Below are 20862 nucleotides of genomic sequence, written 5' to 3'. Positions count from 1 at the left end.
TCGAGTTGTTGGCGCTCCCCCGGCCAAATCACCACCACAACTCGACGCTCGCGCGGTGTTCAGACCGGCAACAGCTGGTCGATGACGGCGGCGAGCTGCTTGGCCGAGCGGCATTCGTGCATCGTGATGACGTCGGAGTAGCGCGGCACCGCCGAATCCCCGCTGCCCCAGAGGTGCCGGGGCTCGGGATTGAGCCAGTGGGCGTGCCGGCTGGCGGTGACCATGTGCGTGAGCACGTCGACGGCGTGGTTGCGGTAGTTGGTGCGGCCGTCGCCGAGCACCAGCAGTGAGCTCCGCGGCGACAGCACGCCGGCGAAATTCTCGGTGAAGGTCACGAAGGCGTTCCCGTAGTCGGAATGCCCGTCGCGGGTGTACACCGCGGACTCGCGGGTGATCCGCTGGATCGCCACGGCCAGATCCGCGTCGGGCCCGAACAGGTGCGTCACCTCGTCGCAGGTGTCGATGAAGGCGAACACCCGCACCCGGGAGAACTGCTGGCGCAGCGCGTGCACCAGCAGCAGGGTGAAGTGGCTGAACCCGGCGACCGATCCGGATACGTCGCAGAGCACCACCAGCTCCGGTCGGGCGGGGCGGGGCTTGCGCATCACCATGTCGATCGGCACACCACCGGTCGACATGGACTTGCGCAGCGTGCGGCGAAGATCGACCGAACCGGCGCGGGCGCGGCGGCGGCGCGCCGCGAGCCGGGTGGCCAGCATCCGCGCCAGCGGCGCGACAACCCGGCGCATCTGACGCAACTGATCGCCGGAAGCGCGCAGGAACTCCACGTTCTCCGCGAGCTGCGGGATGCCGTACATCTGGACGTGTTCGCGGCCGAGCTGCTCGGCGGTCCGCCGCTTGGTCTCGCTTTCCACCATCCGGCGCAGTCGGGCGATCTTGCGCGCGGCGGTGGCTTTGGCGATCTGTTCGGTCGCCGGCGAGGGGTCGTCGCCGTGCGGGGCGAGCAGGCCGGCCAGCAGGCGGCCCTCCAGCTGGTCCAGACCCATCGCCTTGAGCGCCTGGTAGGACGAGTAGGACGGGCCGCGGCTGGAGGTGTAGCGACCGTGGGCCTCGACGATCGAGGCGATCACCGCGACCAGTCGCTCGTCGAGGTCGCCGAGGTCGGGGTTGTCGATGAGCAGGTCGAGCAGCATCGACCGCATCGCCTCGACGTCCACCGGGACGGCCGGCTCGGTGTCGGCCGCTTCAAGGACGGCGCGTCCGCCGAGCGCGGCCGGCCACCACAGCTCGAACAGCGCGTCGTAGGTCTGACGGTGATCGGCGCGCCGGAGCACCGCGCAGGCAAACCCTTCGCGCAACGCCTCCCGGTCTTGCAGCCCGAGGGTGGCCAGCACGCGCCCGGCGTCGACGGTCTCCGAAGGGCCCACCGAGATGCCCTGCTCCCGAAGCGCTTCGACGAAGCCGACCAGATGCCCGGCCAGTCCGTGCGGAGCCAGCGGCTGCGGGGGGCGGATCCTGCGTGCTGCCATCGTCGTGACCTAGTTGAGCCGCAACTCGCCGGCCGCGCGCTGCTGGTCGGACTGGTGCTTGAGCACCACGCCGAGGGTCGCCGCGATGGTGGCGTCGTCGATGGTGTCCATCCCCAGCGCGAGTACGGTTCGCGCCCAGTCGATGGTTTCCGCCACCGACGGCAGTTTCTTGAGTTGCATCCCGCGCAGGACCCCGACGATCCGGACGAGCTCCTCGGCCAGACGCTCGGGGAGCTCGGGCACCCGCGACAGCAGGATGCGCCTCTCCAGGTCGGCGCTGGGGAAATCGATGTGCAAGTACAGACAGCGCCGTTTGAGTGCCTCCGACAGTTCCCGGGTGGCGTTGGAGGTGAGCACCACGAAGGGTTTGCGGGTCGCGGCGATGGTGCCCAACTCGGGCACGGTGACCGCGAAGTCGCTCAGCACCTCCAGCAGCAGACCCTCGATCTCGATGTCGGCCTTGTCGGTCTCGTCGATGAGCAGGACCGTCGGCTCGGTGCGCCGGATCGCGGTCAGCAGCGGCCGGGACAGCAGGAACTCCTCGCTGAACACGTCGGACTTGGTCTGATCCCAGTCCGCCCCGGTGGCCGCGTTCTGCGCGGTCTGGATGCGCAGAATCTGCTTGGCGTGGTTCCACTCGTAGAGTGCGCGCGCCTCGTCGACACCCTCGTAACACTGCAGTCGGACCAGGCCCGATCCGGTCGCCTGCGCGACCGCGCGGGCGAGTTCGGTCTTGCCCACTCCCGCGGGCCCTTCGACCAGCAGGGGCTTACCCAGCCGGTCGGCGAGGAAGACCGCGGTGGCGGTGGCGGTGTCGGGCAGGTAGCCGGTCTGGGCCAGCCGCCGCGCGACGTCCTCGATGTCGGCGAACAGCGGCGCCACCGGTGCCGGTGAATCGGTCACGGGTCTCCCGTCCTCAGGCCGGTCGGATGTGACCGTCACCGATGACGATCCATTTGGTCGATGTCAGTTCGGGCAGGCCCATCGGACCGCGGGCGTGCAACTTCTGCGTGGAGATCCCGATCTCGGCTCCGAAGCCGAACTGCTCACCGTCGGTGAACGCGGTGGAGGCGTTGACCATCACCGCGGCGGCGTCGACCCGTTCGGTGAACCGCTGGGCTGCAGCCAGATCACCGGTGACGATGGCCTCGGTGTGACCGGTGCCGTAGGTATTGATGTGCTCGATCGCCGCGTCGATGCCGTCGACCACGGCAAGGGCGATGTCCATCGAGAGGAACTCGGCGCGCAGGTCGTCCTCGGTCGGATTGTCGTGCACCGTGACGCCGGCGTTCTGCAACGCGGCGACCAGTCGTGGCACGGCCTGCTCGGCGACCGCCCGGTCCACCAGGAGTGTCTCGGCGGCGTTGCACACACTGGGACGGCGGGTCTTGGCGTTGAGCACGATGCGCTCGGCGATGTCGAGGTCGGCGTCGGCGTGGACGTAGACGTGGCAGTTGCCCACCCCGGTCTCGATGGTCGGCACCATGGCATCGCGCACCACCGCGTCGATCAGACCGGCACCGCCGCGGGGGATCACCACGTCGACCAGCCCGCGGGCCTGGATCAGATGGGTGACCGATGAACGGTCGGCGCTGGGCAGCAACTGCACGGCGTCCTCGGGCAGGCCCTCTTCGCGCAGGGCTCCGCGCAGCACACTGACCAGATCGGCGTTGGACTCCGCGGCGGAGGAACTTCCGCGCAGCAGCACGGCATTGCCGGACTTGAGCGTGAGGCCGAACGCGTCGACGGTGACATTGGGCCGGCCCTCGTAGACGATGCCGACCACGCCGAGGGGCACCCGGACCTGACGGATCTGCAGGCCGTTGGGCAGGGTGCGTCCGCGTGACACCTCCCCGATCGGATCGGGCAGGCCGGCCACTTGGCGCAGTCCGGCGGCGATGCCGTCGACGCGCTGCGGGTTCAGCGCGAGGCGGTCCAGCATCGCCTCGGGTGTTCCGGCGGCCCGGGCGGCCTTCAGGTCTGCTGCGTTGGCGGCCAGAATCCGGTCGGAGTGCCCCAGCACCGCGTCGGCGGCGGCGTGCAGGGCGCGGTTCTTGTCGGCGGTGGTCAGCGTGGCCAGCGTCCGCGCGGCGGTCCGGGCCCGGCGGGCCGCGGCGTGCACGATTTCCCGCACATCGGTGCCAAGCACGCTCGGTTGCGTACTCATCGTCCCAGCTTATCGGCGCGGGGAGCGTCTTGGCCCCCCGCCCCCAGGAACCCGACGAGGTCCGGCCACGCCGCGGGGTCCTGCACCAGGAAGGCATGCCCTCCCTCGTAGACCCGGAACTCGGCACCGCCGACCCGGTCGGCGATGGCCTGACCGTTGACCACCGGAGCGATGTCATCGAAGCGGCCGCTGGCTACGAAGGTGGGGCAGTTCACCCGGTGCAGGCGGTCGACAACGTCGTGGTGACTGCGCGCCCGCAACTGCAGCAGCGCACCCGGCGTTGCCTGCGTGCTGTCGGGCGCGAAGCCGTTGGCCTTCGCCGCCTCGTCGGGATGGTCGGCCAGCCATCCAGACATCCGCCGGTCCGAGAGCACCAGGGTCCGCTCGGCGCGTTCGCCGTCAGGCAGATCGACGAGCGTCTCGAGCGGATACGACGGGAAAGCTCCGCCGGGAGACGTGGCGAGCAGCGCCAAGCGGGTGACCCGCTCCGGGTGGGTCACCGCGAACTCCTGGGCAACCATCCCCCCGAAACTGAGCCCGACCAGCGCGGTCCGGTCCCAGCCGAGAGCGTCGAGAAGCTCGGCGACGTCGCCGGCGAGATCTGCCATCGAGTAGGGCTCGGTCACCGGCGCACTGGCGCCCAGACCCCGATAGTCGAAGGCGACCAGATCGAAGTGGGCGGCCAAGGGCGTCAGCATCGGCCACGTCGATTCCAGGGTGACCCCGGAGCCGTTGCAGTACAGCAGACGGGGACCGGCGCCGAGGCGTTCACGGTGCAACTGGACCACGCCCGACTCACGCCCCCGATCAGGCCGGCGGAATGCGGCGCTCGATCTCCTCCAGCCACACCGTCGCGGCCATGTCCGAGGGAGCGCGCCAGTCGCCACGCGGTGACAGCGATCCGCCGTGCGAGATCTTGGGACCGTTGGGCAGTGCCGAGCGCTTGAACTGGCTGAACGAGTAGAACCGCTGCGCGAACACCGCCAGCCAGTGCCGTATCTCGGCCAGCGAGTAGCCGATCCGCTTGCCCGCGGGAAATCCCGGCGGCCAGGCGCCCGATCCCGGATCTGCCCAGGCGTGGTGGGCCAGGAAGGCGATCTTCGCCGGACCGAAGCCGTACCGCAGCACGTGGAACAGGGTGAAATCCTGCAGCGCGTAGGGGCCGACCGTCGCCTCGCTGCTCTGGACCTGCTCGCCGGAACCGGCGGGCACCAACTCCGGGGTGATCTCGGTGTCGAGCACCGACTGCAGGATTTCGCCGACCTCCTCGTCGAATTGTCCGGAGCCGATCACCCAGCGGATCAGGTGCTGGATCAGCGTCTTGGGCACCCCGGCGTTGACGTTGTAGTGGCTCATCTGATCGCCCACGCCGTAGGTCGACCAGCCCAGCGCCAGCTCGGAAAGATCACCGGTGCCCAGGACGATCCCGCCGCGCTGATTGGCGATCCGGAACAGGTAGTCGGTACGCAGGCCGGCCTGGACGTTCTCGAAGGTGACGTCATAGACCTGCTCACCCCGGGCGAAGGGGTGCCCGATCTCGGTGAGCATCAGTTCGGCGGTGGGCCGGATGTCGATCTCGGCGAAGGTAACCCCCAGCGCCTTGGACAGCGCGATCGCATTCGTTCGGGTGCGCTCGCCGGTGGCGAACCCGGGCAGCGTGAAGGCCAGGACGTCGCTGCGCGGACGGCTCTGCCGGTCCATGGCCTTGGCGGCCACGATCAGTGCATGGGTGGAATCAAGACCACCTGAGACACCGATGACGACCTTCGGGTGATCCAGCGCGTGCAGCCGCTGTTCGAGGCCGGCGACCTGGATGTTGTACGCCTCGTAACAATCCAGCTCCAGGCGCGCGGGCTCGCTGGGCACGAACGGGAATCGCTCCACGTCGCGGCGCAGTCCGATGTCACCGCGTGGCGGGTCGAGTTCAAAGTCGATGCGGCGGAACGACTCCAGCGCGGCCCGGTGGCGCAGGCGGTTGTCATCGAAGGTTCCCATCCGCAGCCGTTCGGCGCGCAACAGATCGAGGTCGATGTCGGCCATCGACCTGCGGTCGCCGGTGGCGAACCGTTCGGACTCAGCCAGCAGCCGGCCGTTCTCGTAGATCATCGTCTGGCCGTCCCAGGCCAGGTCGGTGGTCGACTCGCCCTCGCCCGCCGCGGCATAGAGATAGGCGGCCAGGCAGCGCGCGGACGCCGAACGGGCCAGCAGCGAGCGGTCCTCGGCCCGGCCGATGGTGATGGGACTGCCGGAGAGGTTGGCCAGCACCGTCGCCCCGGCCAGCGCGGCCAGCGCACTGGGCGGGACGGGCACGAACATGTCCTCGCAGATCTCGACGTGCAGTACCAGACCGGCGACGTCGGCGGCCGCGAACACCAGGTCCGGCCCGAACGGCACGTCCGCGCCGAGCAGCCGGATGGTGCCGCCCGCGTCGTCGCCGGCCGCCAGTTGCCGGCGCTCGTAGAACTCGCGGTAGGTCGGCAGGTAGGACTTCGGCGCCACACCGAGGATGCGGCCGCGGTGCACCACCACCGCACAGTTGTAGATCCGGTGCAGATGACGCAGCGGTGCGCCGACGACGAGGACCGGCAGCAGGTCGGCCGATCCGGCGACGATGCCGGCCAGGGCGGTTTCGACGGCGGCGAGCAGCGTGTCCTGCAGCAGAATGTCCTCGATCGAGTACCCCGACAGGGTCAACTCCGGGAACACCGCCACCGCGACGCCGTCGTCGTGGCAGTCCCGCGCGATACGCAGCACCGACTCGGCGTTGGCTGCCGGGTCGGCCAGCACGGTCCGGTGCGTGCAGGCGGCGACCCGGGCAAAGCCCCGGGCGTAGGCCGAGAAGAAGTCCACGCCCCATTGTATGGCCGGTCAGTACCCTCGAGTCGTGGACGCTCCGGAGCTCGTCGCGCTGCTGGCCGGGCGGCGGGTCGCGGTCCTGACCGGGGCGGGGATCTCCACCGACTCCGGCATCCCCGACTACCGCGGACCGGACTCCCCCCCGGCCAACCCGATGACCATCCGGCAGTTCGTCACCAGCCGCGACTACCGGCGGCGCTACTGGGCCCGCAACCACGTCGGCTGGCGGCACATGGCGGCCACCGGGCCCAACGCCGGTCACCGGGCGCTGGCCGCACTCGAGCACGCCGGCGTGGTGAGCGGGGTGATCACCCAGAACGTCGACCTGCTGCACACCAAGGCCGGCAGTAGTCGAGTGATCAACCTGCACGGCACCTACGCGCGCGTGGTGTGCCTGGACTGCGGGCACACCCTGTCGCGGGCGGCGCTGGCCGAGCAGTTGGAGGCCGCCAATCCGGGTTTCACCGAGCGCGCCGAGAAGGTGGGCGGACTGGCGGTGGCACCGGACGCCGACGCGACGGTCGCCGACACCGACTCCTTTCACTTCGTCGACTGCCCGGCGTGCGGCGGAATCCTCAAACCCGACATCGTCTACTTCGGCGAGTCGGTGGCCAAGGAGGTCGTGGACCGCGCCTACTCGCTCACCGACGATTCAGATGCGCTGCTGGTGGCTGGATCGTCGCTGACGGTGTTCTCGGGCTACCGGTTCGTTCGGCACGCCGCCGCGCGCGGGATTCCGGTGGCGATCGTCAACCGGGGTCCGACGCGCGGCGACGACCTGGCGACGGTCAAAGTCGACGCCGGCTGCTCGCCGATCCTGGCGCTGCTTGCCGAGGAGCTCACCGGGCCTGCGGCGGGCAGGGCTGGAAGGGCTGGTACCACCACCAGGTAGCCCGTTCGCCCGTCGGTCCGGCACAGGGCGCGACGGCCGGCGGCGGATTGTTGGGCGGACGTGCCAACGACCGCGGGGTGAGCGTGCGGCCGTCACCGTCGGTGACGACCAGGCGGTCGGCGGGGCCGGTGATGGTGATCCCGCCGCGGTGGTGCAGACGGTGGTGAAAGGGGCACAGCAGCACCAGGTTGTCCAGATCGGTCCGGCCGCCGTCCTCCCAGTGCCGGATGTGGTGGGCGTGCAGCCCGCGGGTGGCGCCGCAACCCGGAACCGCGCACGTGGCGTGGCGGTGCTCCAGGGCGCGGCGAAGCCGCCGATTGACCGTGCGGGTGGTCCGGCCCGCGCCGATCACCCGCCCGTCGCGCTCGAACCAGACCTCGCAGGTCGCATCGCAGGTGAGGTACTGGCGCTCAGCGTCGGAGAGCAGCGGACCCAGATGCAGCGCCCCGGTGCGCTTCTCGACGTCGACGTGCACCACCACGGTGGTGCGCTGCCCGTGCGGACGACGGACCGCCTCGGCATCCCAGCCCGCCTCGACCAGGCGCAAGAAGGCATCGACGGTGTCGGGCATCTCCCGATCGCCGTGCTCGCTTTTCCACTCGGTGATCAGTGCGTCGAGATGGGACTGCAGCGCGGCATCGAAGACCGCCGACTCGTCGTGCGGAAGCGTGATCCGCCAACTGGTCGAGTCATCGCCGCAGGTTTTGCTGACCGAGCGCTGCGCCGGCGACCGAGGCTGCGGTTCGGGGCGCGGTTCGAGCCGGATGGCGGTGCGCAACTGGCTGACCGTCGCGACCGACGCCAACTGCGCGTAATGCTCGTCGGAACCCTCGCCGGCTGCGGCCGCGATGACACCGACCTGATCCAGCGACAACCGGCCCTCGCGCATCCCCTGCACACAGCGAGGAAATTCAGCACTGCGGTGCGCAATGGCCGCGATCGCGTGGGCGTTGGCCGACGACGCCGCGAGCCGCCAGGCCACCAGCGCCGGAACCGACCGCGCACCCGTGGCCCCCCACAGCCCGTCGCGCTCCACCTCCGCGATGATCTCCACGATCCGCCCGTCGATCGCATTGCGCTGCCCGGCCAACTCCGCCAACTCGCCGAACAAAACCTCAAGGCGCTCAGCGGGCGGCGCGGTGGTGGACATGACCGAATCATTGCAGCGGGGTCTGACAATTCCGGGGTGGGCTGAAACATCGTCGCGGTATGACCTCCCTCGGTTCCGTAGCCACCGCGCTGGCGGTCGGCGTAGGCAACGCCGCGATCACGCCGTTCCGCCCCGACCCCGGGCCGGCGACCCGGCGATGGGGGGTAGGAGTCGGCGAGGTGGCCGCGAGCGTGCCGAAACTCCCCGGGCCGGTCCGCCACCTGGTGAGGCAGCTCAATCAGTTCGGTTCGGTGGTGGTCAGCCCGGGCGGTATCGAGTACGACGGCGACCAGGTGGCCTGGGACCGGGTGACCGAGATCAAGAACCACCGCCTGGTGGGCCACCTGCTCACCGACGCGGTCACCAAGCAGGTCGACCGGCTGCCGATCTGGTGGTTCCCGGGTCGCGACCGGGTGTTGCGCGGTCTGACCCACACCGCGCTCACGGCAATGGCGATGGCAGCGAACCCGCGCCTGGACCGCGGTGTGTTCACCGTGTGCATACCGGCCGAGGTGGTGTCGAAAGGCGTGATCCGCAGCCACCGGATGACACCGGGCGTGCCGGCCGCCCTGGTGCTCGCCGACCCCGCGGTCAGCGACTGCGTCGCCGAAACGGCGGCCGCGAAGGGTATCCCGATCCGCCACGCCGACGACGACGCTCTGGAAGTCGCCGTGCAGCGCGCTACGGCGATCCGCTCCGCGATCCGCAGACTTCTGAGCCGCTAGGCCGAAACCAGGTCGTCGGCGTGCACGACCGGCCGGCGGAAATCCGCGGGCAGATCCGAGGTGGAGCGGCCGATCATGGTGGCCAGCTCGGCGGTGTCGTAGGCAACCACTCCGCGGGCGACGACCACGCCGTCCGGTCCGTGTAACTCGACCACGTCGCCGCTGGAGAAGCGGCCCGAGAGCGCTGTGATCCCGGCCGGCAGCAGCGAGCGGCGCCGTTTGACGACAGCACGGACCGCACCGGCGTCGAGGGTCAGCGACCCGGCGACCTCCGCCGCGTAGCGCACCCAGAACTTGCGCGCCGACATCCGCTCGGGGTTGGGCGCGAACACCGTGCCCACCGAGGCGTCGGTGAGCGCGGCTTCGATGTCGCCGGCGGCGGCCAGCAGCACCGGAACCCCGGCGTCGGCGGCCAGCAGCGCCGAGGACAGTTTCGAGGCCATCCCGCCGGTGCCCAGCCGACTGCCCCGCCCGGCCACCACGCCGTCGAGGTCGGCGGGTCCGGCGACCTCGGGGATGAAGCGGGCGTCTCCTTTGCGCGGATCCGAGTCGTAGAGGCCGTCGATGTCGGACAGCAGGATCAGGGCGTCGGCGCCGACGAGGTGGGCGACCAGTGCCGAGAGCCGGTCGTTGTCGCCGAAGCGGATCTCGTTGGTGGCCACGGTGTCGTTCTCGTTGACGATCGCCACGGCGTGCAGGGCGCGCAGCCGGTCCAGGGTGCGCTGGGCGTTGGTGTGCTGCACGCGCTGGGAGATGTCGTGCGCGGTCAGCAACACCTGCCCGACGGCGCGGTGCGAGCGGGCGAACGCCGCACTCCAGGCGTTGACCAGTGCGACCTGACCGACGCTCGCGGCGGCCTGCTTGGTGGCCAGGTCGACGGGCCGCCGGGTGAGTCCGAGCGGTTCGATGCCGGCCGCGATGGCCCCGGAGGACACGATCACCACCTCAGAGCCGGCTTTCATCCGCGTCTCGATGGCCTCGGCCAGCACCGCCAGCCGGCCCGTGTCGAACAATCCCGACGCATCGGTCAGGGCGGTGGTGCCGATCTTGACGACGATGCTGCGCGCGGCGCGGATTGTCTCGCGGTGCGCGCTCACTCGTCCGCACCGCCTTCGCGGCGTCGCCGGCGGGCCTGTTTGCGCTCGGCAGCCCCGACCCGCTCGTTGCGCTCCACCCGCGCGTCCGTTCCCCGGCCGCTGGGGATGACGTCGACACCGGCGGGCGTCTGCGGTTCCCAGTCGAACGTCATCTCGCCGATGGTGACCGCGCAGCCCGGTTCGGCGCCCAATCGCAGCAGCTCGTCTTCCACCCCGAGGCGGGCCAGCCGGTCGCCGAGGTAACCGACCGCCTCGTCGTTGTCGAAGTCGGTCTGGGCGATCCAGCGTTCCGGACGGGTTCCGCGCACCACGAACCCGCCGGGGTGGGCCGGGTCGGCGGTGACGCTGAAGCCGCTGGCGTCGACCGGCAGCGGCCGGATCACCGGGCGGCGGGCGACCACCGGCGGCTGCGCCGATCGATACCCGGCCACCATGTCCCACAGCGCGAAGGACAACTCGCGCAGGCCTTCCCGGGAGACCGTCGACACCTCGAACACCGGCCAGCCGCGCTTCTCGATCTCTGGCCGCACGAACTCGGCCAGCTCGCGGGCGTCGGGCACGTCGATCTTGTTGAGCACCACCGCGCGCGGGCGCTCGGCGAGGTCGCCGAGGGCCGAGTCGCCCTGCAGGGTGGGCCGATACGCCGCCAGTTCGGTCTCCAGCGCGTCGATGTCGGAGATCGGGTCGCGGCCGGGTTCGATGGTGGCGCAGTCGACGACGTGCACCAGGACCGCGCAGCGCTCGATGTGACGCAGGAAGTCCAGACCCAGCCCGCGTCCCTGCGCGGCGCCCGGAATGAGCCCGGGGACGTCGGCGACGGTGAAGGTGTGCTCGCCGGCGCTCACCACGCCCAGGTTGGGCACCAGTGTGGTGAACGGGTAGTCGGCGATCTTGGGCTTCGCCGCGGAGATGCTTGAGACCAGGGCGGACTTGCCTGCCGAGGGGAACCCGATCAGCCCGACGTCGGCGACGGTCTTGAGTTCCAGGGTGAGGTCGCGGGCTTGGCCCTTCTCGCCGAGCAGCGCGAAGCCGGGTGCCTTGCGGGCCCTCGACGCCAACGCGGCGTTGCCGAGTCCGCCTCGCCCGCCCTCGGCCGCGACGAAACGTGTGCCCGCCCCGACCAGGTCGGCAAGCATCCGGCCGTGCTCGTCGAGGACGACGGTGCCGTCGGGAACCTTGACCTCGAGGTCACCGCCGGCCGCGCCGTCGCGGTTGGCGCCCATGCCCTGCTTGCCGGACGGGGCCAGCACGTGGGGGTGGAAGTGGAAGTCGAGCAGGGTGTGGACCTGGGGATCGACCACCAGGATGACGCTGCCGCCACGCCCCCCATTACCGCCGTCGGGACCGCCGAGTGGCTTGAACTTCTCGCGGTGCACCGACGCGCAGCCGTTGCCGCCGTTGCCCGCGCGGGTGTGAATCACCACACGGTCAACGAAGCGGGCCATCGGGGAAGAGGGCTACTCCGGGCGGGCCACGCGCACGACGTTGACGGTCTTGCGGCCGCGCTTGAGCCCGAACTGGACCGCACCGGGCGCGGTGGCGAACAGGGTGTCGTCGCCGCCGCGGCCGACGTTCGCGCCGGGATGGAAGTGCGTGCCGCGCTGGCGGACGATGATCTCGCCCGCTTTGACGGTCTCTCCGCCGAACCGCTTGACGCCGAGTCGCTGGGCGTTGGACTCACGGCCGTTCCGGGAACTGGAAGCGCCCTTCTTGTGTGCCATGTTCTCTGTCGCTCCCTGTCGCTACTTGATTCCGGTGACCTTGAGCACGGTCAGCTGCTGACGGTGACCCTGGCGCTTGTGGTAGCCGGTCTTGTTCTTGAACTTGTGGATGCGGATTTTGGGGCCCTTGGTGTGTTCGAGGACCTCCCCGGTCACCGACACCTTGGCCAGATCGCCGGCAGCCGTGGTGACCTTGGCACCGGCGACGACCAGGGCGACGGGCAGCGACACCGTCGCGCCGGGCTCGGAGTCGATCTTCTCGACTTTCAGGACGTCACCGACGGCCACTTTGTACTGCTTGCCGCCGGTCTTGACGATCGCATAGGTCGTTGCAGCGGCGGAGTTGTCGGCTGCCATCGGTTCCTCGTTAGTGTCACGGACACGCGCCACCCGGGCGCGTGAGCTGGTCTAGGGTTCTGCTGCCGCCGGCGGAGCCTCGCGGCAGCCCCCTAAGGGTACGTGACCAGCACCGGAGGGGTCAAACCGCGCCGGTTTCGGGCGGTCCGGCGGGCCGGGCCGCTGACCGGCGGCGCTGCCGGGCGACCGGCGCCCGCACGCTGATCTCGGAGGTCGGGTCGTCCTCCTCGTCGTCCTCGTCGTCCTCGTCGTCCTCCTCGTCGTCCTCGTCGTCCTCGTCCTCGTCGTCCTCGTCGTCCTCGTCGTCCTCGTCGTCGTCCTCGTCGTCCAGGTCGAGGTCGTCATCCTCCTCGATCGCGTCTTCGTCGACCTCGTCGAGTTCCACGGCTTCCAACTCCGCATCCGGGACTGCCTGCGCGAGTTCCTCCGGTTCGACCTCCTCGGCGACCTCGCCGGACTCCCCGGGCTTCGCCGCGGCGGCCATCGCCTTGAACATCGGGTGCTCCCCGGCGGCATGCGCCGGCACCCGGGCGACGGCGGCGTCTTTGGTCTCCTCGGCGGCCTCGGCGCCCTTGGACTTGCGCCCGCGCCGGCCCCGGCGGCCCCCGTTGTCAGACTTGCGCCCGGCCGCCGCGGTGGTGTCGACAGGGTCGGCGTGCATCAGCACTCCGCGGCCGGCGCACTCCGGGCAGGTGGTCGAGAACGCCTCGATCAGTCCGATCCCCAACCGCTTGCGGGTCAGCTGGACCAGGCCCAGCGAGGTCACCTCGGAAACCTGGTGGCGGGTGCGGTCCCGGGCGAGTGCCTCGGTGAGCCTGCGCAACACCAGATCACGGTTGGACTCCAGCACCATGTCGATGAAGTCGATGACCACCATGCCGCCGATGTCGCGCAGCCGAAGCTGGCGGACGATCTCCTCGGCCGCCTCCAGATTGTTCTTGGTGACCGTCTGCTCCAGGTTGCCGCCCGAGCCGGTGAACTTGCCGGTGTTCACATCGACGACGGTCATCGCCTCGGTGCGGTCGATCACCAGCGTCCCGCCCGAGGGAAGCCACACCTTGCGATCCATCGCCTTGGCCAGTTGCTCGTCGATGCGGTGAACCGCGAAGACATCGGGCCCGTCGGACCCACCGGGAGGATCGTATTTCGTCAGCTTGGCGACAAGCTCGGGTGCGACAGACTCGACGTAGGAGTTGATGGTCTCCCAGGCCTGATCGCCGGAGACGATGAGGTTGGAGAAGTCCTCGTTGAACAGGTCGCGGATCACCTTGACCAGAACGTCGGGCTCCTCGTAGAGCGTGACCGCGACGCCGGAGGCCTTGGCTTTGGCCGCCTCGGCCTGCTCGGCGATCTCAGTCCAGCGCTGCTGGAGACGCTCGACGTCAGCACGAATGTCCTCCGCCTTCACGCCTTCGGAGGCGGTGCGGATGATCACACCGGCGTCGGAGGGCACCACATCACGCAGGATTTCCTTCAGCCGTTGCCGTTCGGTGTCGGGCAGCTTGCGGCTGATGCCGGTCGACGAGGCGCCGGGTACGTAGACGAGGTAGCGGCCGGCGAGGGAGACCTGGGTGGTCAGCCGGGCGCCCTTGTGGCCGATCGGATCCTTGCTGACCTGCACGACGACCCGGTCACCGGGCTTGAGGGCCTGTTCGATGCGGCGGTTGGAACCACCGAGTCCGGCGGCCTCCCAATCGACCTCGCCGGCGTAGAGCACCCCGTTGCGGCCGCGGCCGATGTCGACGAAGGCGGCCTCCATGGAGGGCAGTACGTTCTGCACGATGCCCAGATAGACGTTGCCGACCAGCGACGCCGAGTCAGCCGAGGTCACGAAGTGCTCGACGACGATCCCGTCCTCGAGCACCGCGATCTGGGTGTAGCGGGCGCCGACGTGCGGCGCCTCGGTGCGGACTTTGTCGCGAACCACCATCAGGCGGTTCACCGCCTCACGGCGGGCGAGGAATTCGGCCTCGGACAGGATCGGGGGCCGACGGCGCCCGGCGTCGTGGCCGTCCCGCCGGCGCTGCCGCTTGGCCTCCAGCCGTGTCGAGCCGCTGATGCCCTGGATTTCGTTGTTGCGGGCGGATTTCTGCCGGGGGGCACGCTCGTGCACAACCGTGTTCGGCGGGTCGTCGGAGCCCGAGTTCTCGGAGTCCTCACCGCCGCCGCCCTTGCGGCGTCTGCGCCGCCGGCGCCGCCGAGTCGACCCCTCGCCCGGCGCGGACTCGTCGTCGTCGTCCTCGTCGTCGTCCTCGGTCGCGACGCCCTCGGCGTCGTCGTCCGAACCACCCTGCTCTCCCCTGCCGCGCCCGCGCCCGCGTCGACCGCGCCGACGCCGGCGGCCGGCGGGGCGGTCATCGGCGTCACCGTCATCGGTGGCGTCGTCATGGGCGGCGTCGGCGTCCTCGTCATCATCGCCATCACCGCCATCGGCGGCTCCGCGGCGGGCATCCCCGACCTCAGGACGTTCGGCGCGGACCCGGGCCGGGGCGGCTTGCGGCGCGACGAACAGCGGCATGTAGGCCGCCGACGGCTCCGCGTCGGCCGCCGGTTCCGTCACCGGTTCGAGCGCCGGTTCACGGGGGGCCTCAGCCGGTTGCCCCGGGACCTCGGCCGCCAGTGCTTCGCGCACCCTGATGGCGTCGGCCTGCTCGACGCTGGACTGGGCGCTGCGGGGGCGCTCGTCGAACTGAGCCAGGACGTCGAGGACCCGCTTGCTGGTGGTACCCAGCAGTCGCGCCAGTGAGTGCACCCTCAGGCGCTCTGGCAGCTCCTCGGCCGCGGGCAGGTCCTGATTGCTGTCATTCTGATTCACATACTCTCCTCAAGCCCCCGGGCGCGTCACTTCGACGCGGCCGCGCGAGGGCTTCCGTTGCCCGGGCACAGGCCCGGGCTCTTGCTGACGTTTGACTGAACGACGGCTGCTGGACGGTCCGCGCCGCACCGCGAACAAAAGCGGTGGTCGCGCACGCCTTGAAGTCTCATTCCGGCCCCCCGTTGCCGGGCGACCGCCCCAGTATCCCACATGCCTGGCCGGGTCACACCCTCCGGCCGCTCGACGGGCCCGTCGTCAGGCGGACGGGAACCAGAGCGCGATCTCGCGTCTGGCGGATTCCGGCGAGTCCGACCCGTGGACCAGGTTGGACTGGGTCTCCAGACCGAGATCGCCGCGGATGGTGCCGGGCGTGGCCTTCTCGACCGGGTCGGTGCCGCCCGCCAGCTGGCGGAACGCGGCGACGGCCCGGGGGCCCTCGACGATCGCGGCCACCACCGGTCCGGAGGTGATGAAATCCAGCAGGGAGCCGAAGAACGGCTTGCCGTCGTGCTCGGCGTAGTGGGCGCGGGCCAGGTCCTCGCTGACGTGCCTGAGCTCGAGAGCCGCGATGGTCAGCCCCTTGCGCTCGATCCTGCCGATGATGTCGCCGATGGCCCGGCGCTGCACGCCGTCGGGCTTGATCAGCACCAGAGTGCGCTCGGTCACGGCGGTCAGCGTACCCGTCACTGGGGCGGCGGCTCCTGGCCGGGCAACAGCCCGAACCGCTGCCGGCGCAGCACTTCGGCGCGCAGGTAGGCGATCATCGCCCACACCAGCAGGAAGATCAGCCCGATGACACCGATCGCGGGGTAAAGAAAGAACCCGGCCACGAGAATCAGCTGGACGGCCAGGTCAGCCCAGATCGCCCACGGCCGTCCCTGCATTCCCGCCAGCACGCCGAGCAGCAGCGCGAAGCCCACCAGGTAGGTCGTCGATCCCGCGGTCAGGCCGCCGCCGACCGACCCGACCACCGGCAGGGCCAGCAGGACGGCCACGATCTCGAGGATCAACGTTCCCGCGGCCACCCCGCGAAAGCTCTTCCAGGGATCGCTGGGGGGCTGCACCCCGTCCTGAACGCTCACTGCGGATCCTTGCCGAACAACGTGCGCGCAGCTCCGGCGGTCACCACCGAGCCGGTGATCACGATCCCGGCCCCGGAGTACCCCTCGCACTCCTCCTCGACCATCGCCGTGGCGGTCTCGATCGCGTCGGCCAGCGTGGGCGCCCGGGCCACCCGGTGGCCGACGACGAAAACCTCCTCGGCGTAGCGCGCCAGCGAGTCGACGTCCAGCGCTCGCGGCGAGCCGTTGTCGGTGACCACTACCGCGTCGAGGACCGGCTCGAGCGCGGCCAGAATGCCGGTGGCGTCCTTGTCGCCCATCACGCTGACCACACCCACCAGGTAACGGAAATCGAACTCCGACGTCAACGCCGCGGCCAGCGCGGCCGCTGCGCCCGGGTTGTGGGCGGCGTCGATGAACACCGACGGCGCACTGCGCATTCGCTCGAGCCGGCCCGGGCTGGAGGCGGCGGCGAATCCCGCGCGCACCGTCTCGGGGTCGAGCTGGCGCTGCGCGCCGGCACCGAAGAACGCCTCCACCGCGGCCAGCGCGAGCACGGCGTTGTGGGCCTGGTGTTCGCCGTGCAGCGGCAGGAAAACGTCGCGGTACTCCCCGCCGAGCCCCTGAAGATGCAGCAGCTGTCCGCCGACGGCCACCTCGCGGCCCAACACCGCGAACTCGGAGTCCTCCCGGGCGACCACCGCGGCGACCCGGACGGCGTGGCCGAGCAGCACCGCCATCGCATCCGGCGGCTGACGGCCGATGACGGCGACGGTGTCGATGGGCGGCTCGCCGCGCGGACCGCCGATGATGCCGGCCTTCTCCGCCGCGATCTCACCGACGGTCGCGCCGAGGTACTCGGCGTGATCCATGCTGATCGGCGTGATCACCACAACGGTGGCGTCCACCACGCTGGTGGCGTCCCAGGAACCACCCATGCCGGTCTCGACGACGGCGATGTCGATCGGCGCGTCCGCGAAGGCCGCGAACGCCATCCCGGTGAGTACCTCGAACTTGCTCATCGCCGGGCCGCCCTCGGCCACCGACTGCGCGTCGACGAGTTGCACGAACGGTTCGATCTCCCGGTAGGTCTGCACGTAGCGGGCCGGGCTGATCGGCTGGTTGTCGATGGCGATGCGCTCGACCACCGACTGCAGGTGCGGGCTGGTGGTGCGCCCGGTGCGCTGACCGAACGCGGTCAACAGTGCGTCCACCATCCGGGCCACCGACGTCTTGCCGTTGGTTCCGGCGATGTGGATGCAGGGATAGGTGTGCTGGGGCGATCCCAGCAGTTCCATCAGAGCCTGGATGCGCGTGGTGCTGGGCTCGAGCTTGGTTTCCGGCCAGCGTTGATCGAGCATGTGCTCGACCTGCAGCAACGAGGCGATCTCGTCGAGCGTCGGCTCGCTCATGCCAGCCGGGCCAGGCGTGCGGTGAGGCGCTCGACATCCTCGCGGGCCAGCTTCTGCCGGTCGCGAATCTTGTCGACGACGTCGCCGGGCGCCTTGGCCAGAAAGGCTTCGCTGTCGAGTTTGGCTGTGGTGCCGGTCAATTCCTTCTGCGCGGCCGCCAGATCCTTCTCCAGTCGGCGCCGCTCGGCCGCCACGTCGACGGTGCCGGAGGTGTCGAGCTCGACGTCGACCGCTCCGCTGGACAACCGCACCTCCAGCCGGGCAGTCGGGTTGAACTCAGCGCCCGGGTCGGTCAGCCAGGCCAGCGACTGCAGCGCGGGCACCGTGGCGTCGAGTCCGGCCTGCTGCAGCCCGGCCAACCGGGCCGGCACCTTCTGCCGGTCGGCCAGGCCCTGGTCGCTGCGGAATCGGCGCACCTCGGTCACCAGCTTCTGCAGATCCGCGACGCGCCGGGCCGCAGAGGCATCCGCGGGTTCCAGCGCAACGCCGGAGGGCTGCGGCCAGTCGGCGATCACCAGCGACTCTCCCGCGGTCAGCGACTTCCACAACACCTCGGTGACAAACGGCATCACCGGGTGCAGCAGCTTGAGCAGGGTGTCGAGCACGGCGGCGAGCACGGCGGTGGTGTGCGTGACGCCCTGTGCCAGTTGGACTTTGGCGAGTTCGACGTACCAGTCGCAGAACTCGTCCCAGGCGAAGTGGTAGAGCGCCTCGCAGGCCCGGCTGAACTCGTAGGCGTCCAGTGCCGAGTCGACCTCCGCGCGGACCTCTTCGAGCCGGCCCAGGATCCAGCGGTCGGCGTCGCTTTGCTCCCCCGGGGGCGGCAGCGGGCCCGGGGCGGCTCCGTTCAGCAGCGCGAACCGGGTGGCGTTGAACAACTTCGTCGCGAAGTTCCGCGATGCGCGCGCGTGGTCCTCACCGATCGACAGATCGCCCCCGGGGCTTGCCCCACGGGCGAGGGTGAACCGCAGCGCGTCGGCGCCGAACAATTCCACCCAGTCCAGCGGGTCGATGCCGTTGCCACGCGACTTGCTCATCTTGCGGCCGTGCTCGTCACGGATCAGGCCGTGCAGGAAGACGTTCTCGAACGGCACCTGAGGTCCCCGGGCGCCGCCCGCGGTGATCGCCTCGTCGCCGGAGACGAAAGTTCCGAACATGACCATCCGCGCGACCCAGAAGAAGAGGATGTCGTAGCCGGTGACCAGAACGCTGGTCGGATAGAACTTCTCCAGCTCGGCGGTGCGGTCGGGCCAACCCATGGTGGAGAACGGCCACAGCGCCGAGGAGAACCAGGTGTCCAGGACGTCGGGGTCCTGCTCCCAGCCTTCCGGCGGGGTCTCGCCGGGACCCACGCACACCATCTGTCCGTCGGGGCCGTGCCAGATCGGGATGCGGTGACCCCACCACAGCTGGCGTGAGATGCACCAGTCATGCATGTCGTCGACCCAGTCGAACCAACGCGGCTCGAGGCTTTTGGGATGGATCACGATGTCCCCGCCGCGCACCGCGTCGCCGGCCGCTGTGGCCATCGAGGACACGTTCACCCACCACTGCAGGCTCAGTCGCGGTTCGATCGGCTCGCCGCTGCGCTCGGAATGTCCCACGCTGTGCAGATACGGGCGCTTCTCGGCGACGACGCGGCCTTCATCGGCCAGGGCCTGACGGACCGCGTAGCGGGCTTCGAAGCGGTCCAGTCCGTCGAATCGTGTTCCGGTGCCGGCGATGCGGCCGCTCTCATCCATGATCGAGGGCATCGCGAGGTTGTGGCGCATCCCGATCTCGAAGTCGTTGGGATCGTGGGCGGGCGTGACTTTCACTGCGCCGGTGCCGAATTCGGGATCGACGTGGGAGTCGGCGACGATGACGATGTCGCGGTCCACGAAGGGGTGCGCCAGGGCGCTGCCGACCAGATGGCGGTAGCGGTCGTCATCGGGGTGCACTGCGATGGCGGTGTCGCCGAGCATGGTCTCGATACGGGTCGTGGCGACAACGATATGCGGCTGCGAGTCGTCCATCGATCCGTAGCGGAACGACACCAGTTCGCCTTCGACCTCTTCGTACTTGACTTCCAGATCCGAGATCGCGGTCTGCAGCACCGGCGACCAGTTCACCAGTCGCTCGGCGCGGTAGATCAGCCCGGCGTCGAAGAGCCGCTTGAAGATGGTTCGCACGGCCCGGGAAAGGCCCTCGTCCATGGTGAAACGGTCGCGGCTCCAGTCCACCCCGTCACCGAGCCGGCGCATCTGGGCGCCGATGGTCCCGCCGGATTCGTGCTTCCACTCCCAGACCTTCTCGACGAACCGCTCGCGGCCGAGGTCCTCCTTGTGCACGCCCTCGGCGGCGAGCTGCTTCTCCACCAGACTCTGGGTGGCGATTCCGGCGTGGTCCATCCCGGGCAGCCACAGCACCTCGTAGCCCTGCATGCGCTTGCGTCGGGTGAGCGCGTCCATGAGGGTGTGGTCCAGCGCGTGGCCCATGTGCAGGCTGCCGGTGACGTTCGGCGGCGGCAGCACGATCGAGTAGGGCGGCTTCGCGCCGGCGGCGTCCGCGGTGAAGTAGCCGGCATCGACCCAGCCCTGGTACAGGCCCGCCTCTACCGCACCCGGATCCCAGGCCTTGGGCAGGTCGTCGGGATCGGCAACGGCGGGGCTGTCGTCAGGCACCGATTAATTCTAGGAACGCCCTTGTGCGGGCGCTCGACCGGACCTGCGCCCCGCCGGCGCGGATCAGCGTCCGCCGCGCAGGAGACCGCCGAGGATGTTGCCCAGCGCGCCGCCCTGGCCGCCGCCGAGCACGCTGCCCAGGATGCTGCCCAGCGGGTTGTGACCCGCCGCGGCCCCGCCACCGCCGCCACCGAGGAGGCTGCCGAGCACGTCGCCGATGCCGCCGCCCGGGGCGGCCTGCGCCTGGGCCTGCGCGTCCGCGCGGGCGGCGCTGCGGGGGTAGAACTGCTTCCCGCGGACGGCCAGCACGATGGGGGCTAGCATAGGCAGCCGCCGCTTGATCCGGCCCCCCCCCGGCGCGCCGGGCGGTGACCTGATCAAGCGGCTGCTGCCTATGCTCGCCCCGATCGTGCTGGCCTACGTCGGCAAGCAGTTCTCCCAGCGCAGCGCCGCCGG

At 70.2% G+C, this 20862-nt stretch carries 17 protein-coding genes and 2 pseudogenes; 3 read left to right on the top strand and 16 right to left on the bottom strand.

Translation table 11 applies throughout. The annotated features are described in order from the left end of the window. Positions 1-59: 59 nt before the first annotated feature. From ACKOB8_RS01225 to ACKOB8_RS01205, 5 genes are read right to left on the bottom strand one after another with little or no spacing between them, the layout of a single operon-like run. Positions 60-1490, bottom strand: coding sequence for a vWA domain-containing protein (locus tag ACKOB8_RS01225; protein ID WP_526374804.1), 1431 nt, complete (start codon positions 1488-1490; stop codon positions 60-62). A 9-nt stretch (positions 1491-1499) separates the two neighbouring features. Then, the gene (locus ACKOB8_RS01220; RefSeq protein ID WP_526374802.1) at positions 1500-2393 is read right to left on the bottom strand and encodes an AAA family ATPase; all 894 of its coding nucleotides are present in this window, start codon (positions 2391-2393) and stop codon (positions 1500-1502) included. 13 nt (positions 2394-2406) lie between these two features. Beyond that, complete coding sequence (locus ACKOB8_RS01215; protein ID WP_526374800.1) at positions 2407-3657, bottom strand: glutamate-5-semialdehyde dehydrogenase; 1251 nt, start codon at positions 3655-3657, stop codon at positions 2407-2409. Further along, on the bottom strand, positions 3654-4445 hold the full coding sequence (locus ACKOB8_RS01210; RefSeq protein ID WP_526374798.1) for an alpha/beta fold hydrolase: 792 nt from the start codon (positions 4443-4445) through the stop codon (positions 3654-3656). Before ACKOB8_RS01210 ends, ACKOB8_RS01215 begins: the two co-directional genes overlap by 4 nt. 19 nt (positions 4446-4464) lie before the next feature. Further along, positions 4465-6507, bottom strand: coding sequence for an NAD(+) synthase (locus ACKOB8_RS01205; RefSeq protein ID WP_526374796.1), 2043 nt, complete (start codon positions 6505-6507; stop codon positions 4465-4467). A 34-nt stretch (positions 6508-6541) separates the two neighbouring features. Between ACKOB8_RS01205 and ACKOB8_RS01200 the strand changes: the two genes are divergently transcribed. Beyond that, complete coding sequence (locus ACKOB8_RS01200; protein ID WP_526374794.1) at positions 6542-7405, top strand: NAD-dependent protein deacetylase; 864 nt, start codon at positions 6542-6544, stop codon at positions 7403-7405. Here the strand turns inward: ACKOB8_RS01200 and ACKOB8_RS01195 are convergent. Then, complete coding sequence (locus tag ACKOB8_RS01195; protein ID WP_526374792.1) at positions 7353-8555, bottom strand: HNH endonuclease signature motif containing protein; 1203 nt, start codon at positions 8553-8555, stop codon at positions 7353-7355. The genes ACKOB8_RS01200 and ACKOB8_RS01195 overlap by 53 nt on opposite strands. 59 nt (positions 8556-8614) lie before the next feature. Here ACKOB8_RS01195 and ACKOB8_RS01190 point away from each other — a divergent pair, with 59 nt between their 5' ends. Next, positions 8615-9280: a hypothetical protein gene (locus tag ACKOB8_RS01190; protein WP_526374790.1), complete on the top strand. Its 666-nt coding sequence runs from the start codon at positions 8615-8617 to the stop codon at positions 9278-9280. Here ACKOB8_RS01190 and proB read toward each other — a convergent pair. The 10 genes and pseudogenes from proB to ACKOB8_RS01140 all read right to left on the bottom strand — a co-directional run. Then, positions 9277-10377: a glutamate 5-kinase gene (proB, locus tag ACKOB8_RS01185; protein ID WP_526374788.1), complete on the bottom strand. Its 1101-nt coding sequence runs from the start codon at positions 10375-10377 to the stop codon at positions 9277-9279. The two genes, ACKOB8_RS01190 and proB, sit on opposite strands and share 4 nt — an antisense overlap. Continuing rightward, positions 10374-11822 (bottom strand): GTPase ObgE, encoded by a 1449-nt coding sequence (gene obgE, locus ACKOB8_RS01180; protein ID WP_526374786.1) that lies wholly within the window; start codon positions 11820-11822, stop codon positions 10374-10376. Before obgE ends, proB begins: the two co-directional genes overlap by 4 nt. 12 nt (positions 11823-11834) lie before the next feature. Then, positions 11835-12098, bottom strand: a complete 264-nt coding sequence (gene rpmA / locus ACKOB8_RS01175) for a 50S ribosomal protein L27 (RefSeq protein ID WP_526374784.1) — start codon at positions 12096-12098, stop codon at positions 11835-11837. A gap of 21 nt (positions 12099-12119) precedes the next feature. Continuing rightward, entirely contained in the window at positions 12120-12455 is a 336-nt protein-coding gene (gene rplU / locus ACKOB8_RS01170; RefSeq protein WP_526374782.1) for a 50S ribosomal protein L21, read from the bottom strand. 121 nt (positions 12456-12576) lie between these two features. Beyond that, a complete protein-coding gene (locus ACKOB8_RS01165) occupies positions 12577-15270 on the bottom strand; it encodes an Rne/Rng family ribonuclease (protein ID WP_526374780.1) in 2694 nt (897 codons plus the stop codon). Between the two features lie 255 nt (positions 15271-15525). Continuing rightward, positions 15526-15936, bottom strand: coding sequence for a nucleoside-diphosphate kinase (gene ndk, locus ACKOB8_RS01160; protein WP_526374778.1), 411 nt, complete (start codon positions 15934-15936; stop codon positions 15526-15528). Positions 15937-15953: 17 nt separating this feature from the next. After that, complete coding sequence (locus ACKOB8_RS01155; protein WP_526374776.1) at positions 15954-16352, bottom strand: DUF4233 domain-containing protein; 399 nt, start codon at positions 16350-16352, stop codon at positions 15954-15956. Further along, positions 16349-17743, bottom strand: a complete 1395-nt coding sequence (gene folC, locus ACKOB8_RS01150; protein ID WP_526374774.1) for a bifunctional tetrahydrofolate synthase/dihydrofolate synthase — start codon at positions 17741-17743, stop codon at positions 16349-16351. Before folC ends, ACKOB8_RS01155 begins: the two co-directional genes overlap by 4 nt. After that, positions 17740-20406 (bottom strand): valine--tRNA ligase, encoded by a 2667-nt coding sequence (locus tag ACKOB8_RS01145; RefSeq protein ID WP_526374772.1) that lies wholly within the window; start codon positions 20404-20406, stop codon positions 17740-17742. The genes folC and ACKOB8_RS01145 overlap by 4 nt, the downstream gene beginning before the upstream one ends. 63 nt (positions 20407-20469) lie before the next feature. Next, positions 20470-20769, bottom strand: a pseudogene (locus ACKOB8_RS01140) (DUF937 domain-containing protein); the annotation flags it as partial. Here ACKOB8_RS01140 and ACKOB8_RS01135 point away from each other — a divergent pair. After that, positions 20762-20862 (top strand): annotated as a pseudogene (locus ACKOB8_RS01135) (DUF937 domain-containing protein); the annotation flags it as partial. The pseudogenes ACKOB8_RS01140 and ACKOB8_RS01135 overlap by 8 nt on opposite strands.

This window comes from Mycobacterium sp., from assembly GCF_046091765.1.
Classification (GTDB): domain Bacteria; phylum Actinomycetota; class Actinomycetes; order Mycobacteriales; family Mycobacteriaceae; genus Mycobacterium.
Note: the sequence above shows the minus strand (reverse complement) of the source record. Positions and strands in the feature narration are given on the sequence as shown.

What these genes read in the sequence shown, in the direction of transcription:
- ACKOB8_RS01225 (WP_526374804.1), bottom strand. Translation starts at nt 1,490, where the DNA reads ATGGCAGCACGCAGGATCCGCCCCCCGCAGCCGCTGGCTCCGCACGGA.
- ACKOB8_RS01215 (WP_526374800.1), bottom strand. Translation starts at nt 3,657, where the DNA reads ATGAGTACGCAACCGAGCGTGCTTGGCACCGATGTGCGGGAAATCGTG.
- ACKOB8_RS01195 (WP_526374792.1), bottom strand. Translation starts at nt 8,555, where the DNA reads ATGTCCACCACCGCGCCGCCCGCTGAGCGCCTTGAGGTTTTGTTCGGC.
- ACKOB8_RS01190 (WP_526374790.1), top strand. Translation starts at nt 8,615, where the DNA reads ATGACCTCCCTCGGTTCCGTAGCCACCGCGCTGGCGGTCGGCGTAGGC.
- obgE (WP_526374786.1), bottom strand. Translation starts at nt 11,822, where the DNA reads ATGGCCCGCTTCGTTGACCGTGTGGTGATTCACACCCGCGCGGGCAAC.
- rpmA (WP_526374784.1), bottom strand. Translation starts at nt 12,098, where the DNA reads ATGGCACACAAGAAGGGCGCTTCCAGTTCCCGGAACGGCCGTGAGTCC.
- rplU (WP_526374782.1), bottom strand. Translation starts at nt 12,455, where the DNA reads ATGGCAGCCGACAACTCCGCCGCTGCAACGACCTATGCGATCGTCAAG.
- folC (WP_526374774.1), bottom strand. Translation starts at nt 17,743, where the DNA reads ATGAGCGAGCCGACGCTCGACGAGATCGCCTCGTTGCTGCAGGTCGAG.